Annotated in this window: 12 protein-coding genes and 1 tRNA gene; 4 read left to right on the forward strand and 9 right to left on the reverse strand. The window is 59.9% G+C overall.

What is annotated here, in order from left to right; genetic code table 11:
* Positions 1 to 34: 34 nt before the first annotated feature.
* Genes GRI43_RS11345 through GRI43_RS13895 form a run of 8 tightly spaced genes read right to left on the reverse strand, consistent with a single transcriptional unit; the run spans position 35 to position 6134 of the window.
* A complete protein-coding gene (locus tag GRI43_RS11345; RefSeq protein ID WP_160731216.1) occupies positions 35 to 1090 on the reverse strand; it encodes a glycerophosphodiester phosphodiesterase family protein in 1056 nt (351 codons plus the stop codon).
* Entirely contained in the window at positions 1087 to 2013 is a 927-nt protein-coding gene (locus tag GRI43_RS11350) for a bifunctional riboflavin kinase/FAD synthetase (protein WP_160731217.1), read from the reverse strand. The genes GRI43_RS11345 and GRI43_RS11350 overlap by 4 nt, the downstream gene beginning before the upstream one ends.
* Complete coding sequence (locus tag GRI43_RS11355; RefSeq protein ID WP_202391706.1) at positions 2010 to 3191, reverse strand: dipeptidase; 1182 nt, start codon at positions 3189 to 3191, stop codon at positions 2010 to 2012. The genes GRI43_RS11350 and GRI43_RS11355 overlap by 4 nt, the downstream gene beginning before the upstream one ends.
* Positions 3188 to 3694: a dihydrofolate reductase gene (locus GRI43_RS11360; RefSeq protein ID WP_160731218.1), complete on the reverse strand. Its 507-nt coding sequence runs from the start codon at positions 3692 to 3694 to the stop codon at positions 3188 to 3190. The genes GRI43_RS11355 and GRI43_RS11360 overlap by 4 nt, the downstream gene beginning before the upstream one ends.
* Positions 3694 to 4749, reverse strand: coding sequence for a 5-(carboxyamino)imidazole ribonucleotide synthase (locus GRI43_RS11365; RefSeq protein WP_160731219.1), 1056 nt, complete (start codon positions 4747 to 4749; stop codon positions 3694 to 3696). The genes GRI43_RS11360 and GRI43_RS11365 overlap by 1 nt, the downstream gene beginning before the upstream one ends.
* On the reverse strand, positions 4749 to 5255 hold the full coding sequence (purE, locus tag GRI43_RS11370) for a 5-(carboxyamino)imidazole ribonucleotide mutase (protein WP_160731220.1): 507 nt from the start codon (positions 5253 to 5255) through the stop codon (positions 4749 to 4751). The genes GRI43_RS11365 and purE overlap by 1 nt, the downstream gene beginning before the upstream one ends.
* Positions 5255 to 5941: a 2,3-diphosphoglycerate-dependent phosphoglycerate mutase gene (gpmA, locus tag GRI43_RS11375; RefSeq protein ID WP_160731221.1), complete on the reverse strand. Its 687-nt coding sequence runs from the start codon at positions 5939 to 5941 to the stop codon at positions 5255 to 5257. Before gpmA ends, purE begins: the two co-directional genes overlap by 1 nt.
* Positions 5942 to 5978: 37 nt before the next feature.
* Positions 5979 to 6134, reverse strand: coding sequence for a hypothetical protein (locus GRI43_RS13895; protein WP_202391707.1), 156 nt, complete (start codon positions 6132 to 6134; stop codon positions 5979 to 5981).
* Between the two features lie 104 nt (positions 6135 to 6238).
* On the opposite strand from GRI43_RS13895, the gene GRI43_RS11380 reads away from it, so the two are divergent.
* The 4 genes from GRI43_RS11380 to GRI43_RS11395 all read left to right on the forward strand — a co-directional run bounded on the left by GRI43_RS11380 (position 6239) and on the right by GRI43_RS11395 (position 10470).
* Positions 6239 to 6313: transfer RNA gene (locus GRI43_RS11380), tRNA-Thr, on the forward strand.
* Between the two features lie 385 nt (positions 6314 to 6698).
* Positions 6699 to 8225: a tetratricopeptide repeat protein gene (locus tag GRI43_RS11385; protein ID WP_160731222.1), complete on the forward strand. Its 1527-nt coding sequence runs from the start codon at positions 6699 to 6701 to the stop codon at positions 8223 to 8225.
* Between the two features lie 193 nt (positions 8226 to 8418).
* Positions 8419 to 8991 (forward strand): hypothetical protein, encoded by a 573-nt coding sequence (locus GRI43_RS11390; RefSeq protein WP_160731223.1) that lies wholly within the window; start codon positions 8419 to 8421, stop codon positions 8989 to 8991.
* Between the two features lie 192 nt (positions 8992 to 9183).
* Positions 9184 to 10470: a SulP family inorganic anion transporter gene (locus GRI43_RS11395; protein ID WP_160731224.1), complete on the forward strand. Its 1287-nt coding sequence runs from the start codon at positions 9184 to 9186 to the stop codon at positions 10468 to 10470.
* A gap of 97 nt (positions 10471 to 10567) precedes the next feature.
* Here the strand turns inward: GRI43_RS11395 and GRI43_RS11400 are convergent, their stop codons facing one another.
* Positions 10568 to 12304 carry an amidohydrolase gene (locus GRI43_RS11400; protein WP_160731225.1) on the reverse strand — a complete coding sequence of 579 codons (1737 nt, stop codon included), beginning with the start codon at positions 12302 to 12304 and terminating at the stop codon, positions 10568 to 10570.
* Between the last annotated feature and the right edge of the window lie 25 nt (positions 12305 to 12329).

The following is a 12329-nucleotide window of genomic DNA, read 5'->3' on the forward strand; positions in this document are numbered from 1 at the left end:
AACCGCCCCCTAAGGGAACATCTATTGATCGCGGTCAGTCGCGTGCCTGCCGCCGGCGTTCCAGCGCCTGTGCCAGCTGTTCTTCCTCCAGCTCGGTCCGGGTGTTGAAATCGGGGCGCAGCGCGGGGCCGACGGCATACATGTCATCCACCCACAGCCAGCCGTTGAAGGTGCTGGGAACATCGCCCAATTGTTCGGGCAGATCGATCCCGCGCGGCGCGTCGTCTGATCCGACCGGGCCGAGCATGATGATCTCGACCCCGGCATCCTGCATCCGCTGGATCATCCGGTTGGGCCAGCCGGGCATGACCCATTGATAATCGAGCGCGACGAAGATGGTCCCGCTGGCGCGGCAGCTGTCGGGCACGACCCCGAACCAGCCCACGAGCGCGTAATCCTTCGAACACTGTTTCGCGCCCTGCTGGGAAAAGGCCCAGGCATCGGGGTACAGTTCCTTGATCCGGCGGACGGGGGCGTCAGCGCCGTAAAATGCGTCCTTGTTGTAATCGATCCGCCGGCCAGCTTCTTCGAGCTTGGCTGCGAGCAAGTCTGCCTCGGCCGCGTCCTTGCTCTTGAAATTGAAGATGAACCGACCGCGCGGCGCAGCGGCAATCCCTTCGGCCAAGGTGGGGATTGCACCGATATGTTTGCCGCGAAACGGAAATGTCTTTCCGCCATCTGCGGTGTAGCCATGGCCTGCGTCCAGTTGCTTCAGCTCGGCAAGAGTGAAACCGCGCGTATCGCCGCTGGCATTCGTGCGGCAGTCGGCCGTCCAGTCATGGAACAGGACAATTTCGCCGTCGGAAGTCGGGGCAATGTCCACCTCGATCATCACCGCACCGGTGCGGCCCGCCTCGCGGATAGAGGGGACGGTGTTTTCCAAAAATTCATGCACTGGTTGTTCAATGCGCGTGGCGGTGCAATCGTCCCGGCCCAGATCGGACTGGTCATACGCCTGATACACCCCGCGATGCGCGACCAGCTTGACCCCGCCCTGCGGCGCAGCGGCCAGCCAACTGGCATTGTAAACCGTCAGGCCGACAAACATCAGTGCGAGCGCAAAGCCGACGCGCTTCAGCCAGCGTTTCATGCAAGCAGGCTCCGCGCCTTGTCGCAGTCACGCTCCATCTGTTTCATCAAACCGTCCAGCGAATCGAATTTCGCCTCTGGGCGGAGGAAATGATGGAAAGCGACTTCGATTTCCTGACCATAAAGATCGCCGGAGAAATCGAAGAAATAAGGCTCCAGCAATTCTTTCGGCGGTTCGAACTGGGGCCGGATGCCGATATTTGCAGCACCTTTCAGCTCCTCGCCAGTGGCAAGGATCCGGCCGGTCACGGCGTAGATTCCGAATTTGGGGCGCAGGTAGTTTTCGATTGAAAGATTGGCGGTGGGATACCCGATTTCCCGGCCTCTCTTGTCGCCGTGCTCCACGATCCCGCGAATGGCAAATGGCCGGGTCAGCAGCCGTGCGGCTTCCTGCGGATCACCGCGGCGCAGCGAATCGCGAATCCGGCTGGACGAGATGACCTCGTCATTGTCGCCAACCGGCCCGACAGTGCGCGCGCGAATACCATGCGCGGCTCCGACATCGGCCAGCACCTGGACATTGCCGCCGCGCGCCTTGCCGAAGGTGAAGTCTTCGCCCGTAACCACGCCGGCGGCACCCATCCGGTCCGCGAGAATGTCTTCGATGTAATCTTCCGCGCTGGTTCCGGCGAGCTCGGCATCGAAGTGGAATACCAGCATCGCTGTTGCCCCAGCGGCGAGATACAATTCCTGCCGCTGTTCCAGCGTCGTCAGACGAAACGGTTCTACATCGGGCTTGAAGAAGCGGACCGGATGCGGATCGAATGTCGCGACAATTGACGGGCGGCCTTCTTCGCGCGCCCACCGGATTGCTTCGCCGGCAACTGCCTGGTGGCCTTTGTGAAAGCCGTCGAAATTACCCAGTGCAACGATCGCACCGCGCAGCGAATCGGGCACCGGTTCGCGGTGATCGAGCCACCTCATTGCGGGCTGCCCGGTTCCAGCCCTGCGGAAATGACCCGCAGCGCATTGCCGCCCATTACCGCGCGGATCTCGTCTTCGGTGAATCCCGCATCCATCAATGCCTGCGTCACATGCACCAGGCCAGCGGTGTCGAACCGTACGGTCACCGCCCCGTCATAATCGCTGCCCAGCGCGACATGTTCGATGCCGACCAGATCGCGAACATGCTTCATCGCCCGGGCAATCGCCTGCGGTGATGTGTCGCAAACCGCGCCTTCCCAATAACCGATGCCGATGATCCCGCCAGTTGCCGCAACGCCGCGTATTTCATCGTCGGTCAGATTGCGGTTCACCTTGCAAGTTGCCTGCACTCCGCCGTGGCTGGAGACGACCGGGCGCCGCGCGAATTGCAGCAATTCGGCGACTCCGTCATGGCTAAGATGGGCGATGTCGACGATCATGCCGCGCGCCTCCATGCGCCGGATGACATCGCGGCCCATCACGGTCAGCCCGCCCTTTTGTTCGCCATGCATCGATCCGGCGAGGTCGTTGTCGAAGAAATGCGTCAGGCCGGCCATGCGGAATCCGGCGTCGTAAAGCCGGTCGAGATTGCCGGGATCGCCTTCAAGATTGTGTAGCCCCTCGATGCTCAGCATCGCACCGACTGGCCTGGCATCGCCAATGCCGCGGGTCGTCAGCAGATTTTCAAGCTCGGCCGGTGCGGAAATCCTGGTCAGAGCGCCATCCGATTCCGGCACTGCGGCGCCGAGTTTTGCCGCGTGATACAGCGACCGTTCCAGCAGCGATCCCCAAGTGCGAACCGGCTGCAATTGCCCGATCACCAGCGCAGTGATGTTATCGCCGTCAGCGCTGTTTGAATCGTAATTCTGGTCGGTCGGGGTCTTTGTCACGCTGGAGAATATTTGCAGCGCTACATTCCCGTCCTGAAGGCGGGGCAGGTCCATCTGGCCGCGCACGCGGTCAGACAGGACATCGCGCTGCCACATCAGCGTGTCGGAATGCAGGTCGATGATGGTCAGGGTGCCGTGCAGCGCCTGCGCGTCGGCGCGAATTTCCGGCAATGGCTTGCCATCGATCCGGTTCATATCGCGTTCGACATAGCCCGGCACGAAGATGAAAAATGCCGCGGCGCAGATGCCGACGAGCACCAGCAGTCCGATGATGACCTTGCGGATCATGCGCACCGCTCCAGCGTCAGGAATGAATAGGCCGGGCGATCATTCTCGGCCGCATGATCTTCGCGCGCAGTGACTTCCCATGTGGCCCCCAGCGGCGGCATGAATGTGTCGCCGCTGAACTCCGCGTGCAACTGCGTCAGTTCCACGCGGTCGGCACGGGGCAGGAACACGTCGTAGATCGCAGCGCCGCCGATCACCGAAACGGTGCCTTCGCCAGCCATCGAGAGCGCTTCTTCGACAGAGTGGGCGATTTCGGCGCCTTCACTGTCCCACCGCTCGCGGCGCGTCAGCACGATGTGGCGGCGCCCGGGAAGGAGGCCGGGCAGGCTCTCGAATGTCTTGCGGCCCATGATCATCGGCGTGCCCATGGTCAGCGCCTTGAACCTTTTGAGGTCGGCGGGCAGGTGCCAGGGGAGTTGCCCGTCCTTGCCGATCGCGCCATTTTCGGCCCGCGCATAGATCAGCACGACGGTCTGGTCCGGGTTCTCTTTGGCCTGCGCCATCAAGTGCGCTCTATTCGCGTAAGATGGCCCATCTTGCGCCCTTCGCGCGCTTTTGCCTTGCCGTACAGATGCACATGGGTGTCAGCTTCGGACAGCCGGTCAAGCGCGGTCTTCGCATCCTTGCCGATCAGGTTTTCCATAACGACGCCGGGGGCAATCGTTGCGGTTTCGCCCAGCGGAAGGCCGCACACTGCGCGGATATGGTTTTCGAACTGGCTGGTTACTGCGCCTTCGATCGACCAATGGCCCGAATTGTGGACCCGCGGGGCCATTTCGTTGAAAACCGGGCCTGCATTGGTGGCGAAAAATTCGCAGGTCAGGACACCTACATAGCCAAGCGCGCCTGCGATATTGGACGCGAGCGTTCGCGCGCTTTCCACCTGTTCACGAACCCGGGCGCTGGCGGGCAGGGTGGAGGTAGCGAGAATCCCGTCCTTATGGACATTCTCGGCGCTGTCCCAGAACCGGATTTCTCCGTCTTGGCCGCGAACAAGGATGACGGAAAACTCGGCGAAGAATTCCACGAAACCTTCATAGATCGTCGCGGTATCAGGCAGGCGGATACCCTCTGCATCGCGCGCCGAATCGATGCGCCACTGACCTTTCCCGTCATACCCGTCGCGGCGGGTCTTCAGGATGCCGGGTGCGCCGATACGGTCGACGGCGGACATGAGGTCGGCGTGCGAATCGATGACCGAATACGCCGCGGGCTGCCCGCCCAGATCCTGTACGAAGCGTTTTTCGTTGAGCCGGTCCTGCGCTGTTTCAAGAGCCCGCAGGTTCGGGAACAGCTGCCCGTCGATTGCCCTCAGAGGCTCGACCGGGACATTCTCGAATTCCCACGTGATCACGTCGCATTGCTGGGCAAAAGCGGCCAGCGCCGGGCCATCGGCCCATTTGTTGGCAAAATAATCGTTGGAAACCTGACCCGCGACACCGTCCTTTTCCGGAGAGAAGGTGATGCAGCGATAGCCTAGCTGCGCGGCGGACATTGCCATCATGCGGCCAAGCTGGCCGCCGCCCAGGATCCCGATCGTTCCCCCTGCCGGTACCATTATCGGTCCGGCCGATCTGCGACCGCATTGCTGCGCGCATCGCGCCAGGCGATAAGCCGGCTGGTCAGCGCCGGATCGCTGGTGGCGAGTATCGATGCGGCGAGCAGTCCGGCATTGGTCGCGCCCGCTTCGCCAATTGCCAGAGTGCCGGTCGGCACGCCCGCTGGCATCTGCACGATCGACAGCAGGCTATCCATGCCGGACAGCGCTTTCGACTGGACTGGCACGCCCAGCACGGGAAGATGGGTCATCGCCGCGATCATGCCCGGCAAATGCGCCGCACCGCCGGCACCAGCGATAATAACGCGGATCCCTTCGGCCGATGCGCCTTTCGCAAACTCCACCATCCGGTCGGGAGTGCGGTGGGCGGAAACGATACGGACGTCGCTTTCCACCCCCAGTTCGCCCAGAACTTTCGCTGCACATTCCATCGTCGGCCAGTCTGACTGACTGCCCATGACGATAGCAACCTTGGCCGCCCCGTTTGCTGTTTCCCCCGTGCTCATCACATATCCTTCAGATAGCGCCGCTCACCTGGCTTCATGTCGGCGTCGAATTCGTAAATGATCGGCTGCCCGGTGGGGATTTCCAGCCCGGTGATTTCGTCATCGGAAATGTTCGACAGATGCTTGACCAAAGCCCGCAGCGAATTTCCGTGCGCCGAAATGATGACTGTCTCACCGCTGGTCAGCACCGGCAGGATCGCACTTTCCCAATAGGGCAGAACGCGTTCGATCGTTAGTTTCAGGCTTTCGGTGTTGGGAATGTCGATCCCTGCATAGCGCGGGTCCTGCGTCAGATCGTATTCGCTGCCCGGCTCCATCGGCGGGGGCGGCACGTCGAAGCTGCGGCGCCAGATGTGGACCTGTTCATCGCCGTGCTTGTCACGAGTTTCCTGCTTGTTGAGGCCGGTTAGTCCGCCATAGTGCCGTTCGTTCAGGCGCCAGTCCTTGGTGGTGGGGATCCACAGGCGATCTGCCGCCTCCAGCGCCAAGTTCAGCGTCTTGATCGCCCGGGTCTGCACCGATGTGAAGGAAACGGTCGGGAAAACGCCCTTGTCGGCAAGGAGCTTTCCTGCGGCTATCGCCTCTTCCACGCCCTTTTCCGTCAGGTCGACATCCCACCATCCGGTGAAACGGTTCTCGAGGTTCCATTGGCTCTGGCCATGGCGAACTAGGATCAGGGTAGGCAAGGGATGGCGCTCCTAAGCGTTTCGGGAGCAGTTGCGGTTAGCTTTCAGCGTCCGTTTTGGGAAGCATTTCTTGGTCTGATTCGCCCATTTGCCGCGCTTGCGACTTTCTGCGGCGCAAATTTTCGCGCAATTTTGCAGCGAGCCGTTCCTCGCGGGACAGATTCTCGGTCGATTTGGCGGTTTGGTCAGACATTTGGACATCCCTTGCCAATATTGCTGCGGGTGCTCAAGCTTTTCGCTATCAAGCGGGTTGACTTTAGGAGGCTGCGCGACAATAGGGCGCGCCTTGATTGGAGCGCTGCTGTAGCTCAGTGGTAGAGCGCGTCATTGGTAATGACGAGGTCGAGAGTTCAATTCTCTCTAGCAGCACCATCACTTCCGCTTAGTGTTAGAACGGTTTCCTACGGGGAGTGCGTAAAGCTTAGTGCCTGTGTGGGTATCGGGTGGGTGATGCTTGTGACGCAACCAGGTCCTGTCCCTGCGACAATTCCGCATCAGCGCATACTCGGATAGGGGGAACCTCTAACGGGTCTCTAGCAGATTGTCCGCTTTGCTGAGGACGTTTGCGCCAGCCGAATTTCCGCTAACGGCCCGATTGCGGACCTGTGTATCGGACGTCCTCGGCCTTCGCATGACAGCCTGTTGGCTCCCGCATTCCCGCCCGCGACATTTCTGACCAAGACCACAGGCCCACGCTTGCACAAGAGTGGAGTCTATGTTCTCGTCGGATATGATCTTTGAAAAATAGGGGCACTTCATGAGAAATTTCGCAGTGGGTGTGATCGCTCCAGGTCTTATGCTTTTGCCATTGCCTCTCCTTGCCCAAGAGGACGATGGTGTGGGCACGGCGGAAATGGTCATGACGACGACAGCCGAGCCTACTGCCGAAGCTCATTTCCTCGAAGGCCTCGCGCTGCTGCATAATTTTGAATATGCCCGGGCGGCTTCCGCTTTCAAAGCGGCTCAAATGGCCGACCCTCAATTCGTGATGGCCTATTGGGGCGAGGCTATGACGCATAATCATCCGCTGTGGGAACAACAGGATCGTGATGCAGCGCTTGCGGCGTTGTCAAAGTTGGGGTCCACGCCCGAGCAGCGAGCGAAAAGTGCTCGCTCGGCAAAGGAACGACAATGGCTTGCTGCCGTTGAAGCGCTGTATGGAGAAGGATCCAAGCAAGAACGTGACCTCGCCTATCTGGAAAAGATGCGGGACATGTACGCGAACGAAAAGAAAGATATCGATGCGCGGGCGTTTTACGCGTTGGCAATCCTGGGATCATCGCATGGCGGTCGGCAAATACCACTTTACATGAAGGCCGCTGGGATACTGGAGGAAGGGTTCATGACCCATCCGTCTCACCCAGGAATTCTTCACTATCTAATCCATTCCTACGATGACCCGGTGCATGCGCCGCTTGGGGAGCGTGCAGCCGCCCGCTACGCCGCAATCGCACCCGACGCTGGTCATGCACAACACATGGTCAGTCATATCTTTCACGCCTTGGGAAATTGGGAAGCATCCGAGACGGCCAACATCAACGCCGACGCAGTGGTGGATCGACAGCGAATTGCTATGGGCAGGGAGCCAACCGATTGCGGTCATTACAACGAGTGGCTCGCCTATTCTCTTGCGCAGCAAGGCAAGGATGCAAGTCCGATTGTCGAGGGCTGTCGCGCGGAAGCTGTCGCCGAATTTGGCAGGGCAGACGAATTCGGCCGAACTGGAGGATGGAGATCAGCGAGCAGCAGCTACGCTAACATTGCGCTGCATTGGGGCATCGCCAGCGGAGAGTGGCCTACCCCTGTTTCCTGGCCTCACGATAACTTTCTTAAGGCGCAATTCAACATGGCATATGCGGAGTTGCTAAAGTCACGCGGAGATTCCGACGCGGTCGTGGCAGCGCAATCCGAAATGGAAAGGCTATACGCTTCTCTTATGGATGCTCTCCCAAGCGAGATGCCTGATGAGAAAACCCTTCCGGCCTGGGCTGAACGTACCATCGCGCAAGGGCAAGCCATCATGACGCTGGAAGGCGGCGACATCGAACAGGGTCTTGCCCTGCTCAGGGCTGCCGCCGAGGCGGAAGCCGAATTGCCCGTTGTCTTCGGGCCGCCTGCAATCGAGAAGCCAAGTTGGGAATTGCTTGGCGAGGAACTCCTCGCGCTCGGTCGTTACAAAGAGGCTGCCCAGGCATTCGAGGAGGCGCTGGCATTTTCGCCTGGTCGCCTCTTGGCAAGACAAGGTCTGGAAACAGCCCGCAGGGCCGCTGCCCCCGGCTCGTAGGTCCGGATAAATTATCAGGGTCGCATCAAGCAATTCTCGGCTCAGGGGCTGTCATCCGTGAAGCGGCCCAATGGCGGTTGGAAATCGAGCCTGTCAGGACTTCCACTTTCCCCCCTTGATTTGCGGACATGGGCGAACTCTGTTCTAAAGGGCGGGCAGGCGGTCGCATCTCGGCTTGCAAAAGGAGGTTTCCTTGTCGGCACTTGCATTCATCGCCGCGCTTGCGTCTTCGGCTCCGTTCGCGAGCGCCACTCTCCCGCTGCCACCCGAGCTTCGCGAAAGTGCCTCGATCGTCTCGCTCGACAGCGAAGGCAATGTCACCGCTCTGCGAAGCGGAGATGGCAAGATGGTCTGTATCGCTGACCGGCCAGACGACGTAACTTTCGATGTCCGCTGCTACCATCGCGACTTCATCCCCTATTTGTATCGCGTTAGGCGGCTTTCCGCTGAAGGCATTTCCCGGGCAGACATCGACGCACGCATCGAGCAGGAGATGGAAGCGGGCACGTTCCACATGACCATGAGACCGACCGCCGGTTATCGCATGCTAGGCCCAATCACGGCGCTCACGGAGGACGGTACCGCCTGGACCGACGAGATGTGGCGGTGGCAGTCAATACACATCCCCAATGCAACGGCGGAAGATCTAGGATTTGTCACAGAGGAAGATCTGGGGCTTGTCACGGGGGATGAGGCGTTGATGCCATATGTCATGGCGAGCGGCGATCTCTGGTCACATGTGATGATCAATTCGCCTCCCGAATAGTCAACGGTTCAGCGGCTAGGCCTATGTCCGCTCCCACCCTCAGTTCGAGACTAATTTGCCGAGCTCGCGACGCGCCAGGAGCGGACGGGCAGCCAATGACCCGATTACGGACAGTCTATTGCTGGACTGCGTTTGAGAGTAGCGGCCGAGTTGGTGCATGCCATATTCCGGCCAACCATGTATTGAGTGGGTGTGAAACCCAAGATACTCACAACCATACGTGACTACTCGTGGAGTCAGTTCGGGGCCGACACTCTTGCCGGTGTGACCGTTGCGCTCGTCGCACTCCCGCTCAGTATTGCCATCGCAATTGCATCAGGCGCGCCACCTGCTGCCGGCTTGGTAACAGCGATTGTGGCCGGGTTTCTAATTTCGGCTCTTGGCGGCAGCCGGGTGCAGATCGGCGGCCCGACCGGAGCGTTCATCGTGGTGGTCTACGCTATCATCCACGAGCATGGCTTTGACGGCTTGCTGATTGCCTCGGTGATGGCAGGGTTGATCCTTTTGCTGGCGGGCCTCCTGCGTGCCGGGCGCCTTATTCGCCACGTTCCCGAAGCGGTCATCGAAGGATTTACGATTGGCATCGCGGTGGTGATCGCGATCAGCCAGCTCAAGGATCTTGCTGGGATGACCGGCCCCGCATTGCCTGCCGACTTTGTGCCAAAATTTGAAGCCCTCTGGGCGATGCGGCAGTCCATCGATCCTGCAAGCATCGCAATGGGCGTTGGCGCAGTGGCGGCAATCTTGATCCTGCGCCGTCTGGCACCACGAGTACCGTGGCTGGTGCTGGTGGTGGTGCTCGCCAGTGTTGCGACGGCGCTTGGCTTTGCTCCGGTAGAGACGGTGAGCGCGAGATATGGCGCGCTGGCAGATACCTTCCCGATGCCGTCGCTTCCGAAAATCAGTGCTGACCAACTGGTAGCGCTGCTTCCGTCAGCACTCACTATTGCTTTTCTTGCGGGGATAGAATCCCTCCTCTCCGCAATCGTAGCAGACCGGATGATCGGCGGCGCTCACCGTTCGAATGCGGAGCTCATCGCACAAGGGGCCGCCAACATTGCCTCGCCGCTCTTTGGAGGCCTGCCAGCGACCGGCGCGATTGCCCGCACGGCAACCAATGCGAATGCCGGCGGACGCACACCAGTTGCTGGCATGATCCATGCCCTTTTCGTTCTGCTTGTTTTGCTCTTGGCAGCACCAATTGCAGGCGCACTCGCATTACCTGCACTCGCAGCCTTGCTGGTCGTTACTGCCTGGACGATGAGCGAACCGCACCGCTGGCCGGATCGATTGCGGTTGCCCAAGGCTGACCTGGCTTTGCTTCTAGGGACCGCTGCAATGACGGTGCTGGTAGACCTCACCGTCGCCATTGCGGTCGGGACGATGATCGGACTTGCCCTCAGGCTTTCGCGTGGAGAGATAGTGGCACCGCGCTGGCACACCCCGTTCCGTTGGGGCGGAGACAATCGAGAGGACTGACCCGCCAGGGCTTGGACCAGCTGTTGTTCAGTAACATGCGGCCGCTAGCAGATGCTCAGCTTTGCCGGACCTGCATTTGTCTGGAGCGGCGGCGATTTCATTGCGCAGAGAACCATCTGCCCTCAAATATAACGCCGTGTATCTGCACATCGTTCAGCGCTTTTGCGCCGCTCTCAAAAGGGTCGCGGTCCAGCACAACAAAGTCCGCTTTTTTCCCAGAAGCAATACTGCCGACCTGATCATCGAGCCCGATGACCTGCGCCGCCTCGATCGTTATCGCACGAAGCGCCTTCTCCAGGCTAAGCCGCTCCTGAGGAGCCTTCTCATTGCCTTCAAGGGTAATCCGGGTGCTGGCGACCCACGCCAGATAGAGCGGGTCAATCGGGGCCATATTGAAATCGCTGTGAAGACCAAGCGGCACCCCTTTGCGCTCAAGGGAGCCGAGCCGGTTCATCTGGGCCGCACGATCAGGCCCAAGGCCGCTTCGCGCATAGGCATCACCAAGGATGCGGATGTAATTCGGCTGAGCGGACACCATCAATCCCATTTCGCCAATGCGCCGGTTCTGCGCTTCGGTTGAATAGCCCAGATGTTCGAGCACGCGGTCCTGCGCTTCGCGTTCCGGGAGGCGTTCGAGAATGCCAAGCAAGACATCAGCGCCTTTGTCCCCGTTGACATGCGTGTGCAGGCTCCAGCCCGCGTCCCAGAAACGCTTTGCCTGTTCTTCAAGAACGTCCGGTTCGGTAATCCATTTGCCTTCGTGGCCATCGCTGTAGCCGGGCGGGTTCATCTGCATGAACTGGGCAAAGAATGCCCCGTCAGCGAACAGCTTTACGCGGTCCGAGAAGAAGAATTTCTCGCTCCCATATTTACCGCTCGTCCTTGCTAGCCAGTCATTCGGGTCGCCTTCGACCGATGGAGCGACCGGTATCGCGAGGATGCGTGAAGGCGTGTCATCCTGGTCATAAAAGCTCTTGAATAGCGGCGCTTCCGCTTCGATCCCGCCGAAACCGCCAAAAGCAAGATCGGCGCTTGTTGTGACGCCGTTCTCCAGCATCATCTGGCGCATCTCGACCAGGCCCTGCTGCATTTTCTGCGGAGAGAAGAGGTAAGGGCGCAACTTCTCGACACCATTGAACAGGGCGGTTTCATGGATAACGCCGGTCGCAAAGTCGGCATGCGACGGGTCGATGCCGGGGCGATCAAATTCGGCTACGAAAGCCTCCTGCGTCCCGATGTCGAGCAATTCGAGCGCTTTAGTGTTGGCAATGATTTCATGGAAACTGCGCTGCCAGATAACAACCGCACGATCAGGCGCGATTGCATCAAGCTTCTGCCGGGTCATCTCGCCATGAAACAGGCGGTGATGCCCCCAGGTGATGAACAGCTCTTCCTCGCTTTCGGCAAGCGCTTCACGCAGCCGCGCTTCGTATTCCTCCTCGCCTGTGACGCCGGGATAATGACGCCCCGGCAAATCCCACGCCTCCGGACTGATAAATGGAAGCGGCAGCATCATGATCGTCTGCATCGGATGGATATGAGGCTCGACGAAGCCTGGCATGAGGACTTGCGATGCAAATTGGCGGTCGACCGTTACGCGCCGACCATCGGTCCACGGCGCGAGCTCCTCAAGGTTCTGTGCGACCGCGACGACGATGCCATCGGAAACAGCAACATATTTGGCTTGCGGATAACCGGGCTCCATCGTGATGATTTTGGCGGCCTCGTAAACGACGATGTCGTCATAGGTTGAGACGATTGGCTCACTCTTCGCATGAACCGGGCTGACGGCCGCGAGACACGCGACCATTACGACCAAAAACCAATATCTCATGCCCCAAATCCTCTCACGCCTTAGC

Source organism: Pontixanthobacter luteolus (assembly GCF_009828095.1).
GTDB lineage: Bacteria > Pseudomonadota > Alphaproteobacteria > Sphingomonadales > Sphingomonadaceae > Pontixanthobacter > Pontixanthobacter luteolus.

Coding starts and splice junctions, on each gene's coding strand:
- GRI43_RS11365 (WP_160731219.1), bottom strand. CDS start 4,749: ATGGTACCGGCAGGGGGAACGATCGGGATCCTGGGCGGCGGCCAGCTT.
- purE (WP_160731220.1), bottom strand. CDS start 5,255: ATGAGCACGGGGGAAACAGCAAACGGGGCGGCCAAGGTTGCTATCGTC.
- GRI43_RS13895 (WP_202391707.1), bottom strand. CDS start 6,134: ATGTCTGACCAAACCGCCAAATCGACCGAGAATCTGTCCCGCGAGGAA.
- GRI43_RS11345 (WP_160731216.1), bottom strand. CDS start 1,090: ATGAAACGCTGGCTGAAGCGCGTCGGCTTTGCGCTCGCACTGATGTTT.
- GRI43_RS11400 (WP_160731225.1), bottom strand. CDS start 12,304: ATGAGATATTGGTTTTTGGTCGTAATGGTCGCGTGTCTCGCGGCCGTC.
- GRI43_RS11385 (WP_160731222.1), top strand. CDS start 6,699: ATGAGAAATTTCGCAGTGGGTGTGATCGCTCCAGGTCTTATGCTTTTG.
- GRI43_RS11350 (WP_160731217.1), bottom strand. CDS start 2,013: ATGAGGTGGCTCGATCACCGCGAACCGGTGCCCGATTCGCTGCGCGGT.
- GRI43_RS11360 (WP_160731218.1), bottom strand. CDS start 3,694: ATGGCGCAGGCCAAAGAGAACCCGGACCAGACCGTCGTGCTGATCTAT.
- GRI43_RS11355 (WP_202391706.1), bottom strand. CDS start 3,191: ATGATCCGCAAGGTCATCATCGGACTGCTGGTGCTCGTCGGCATCTGC.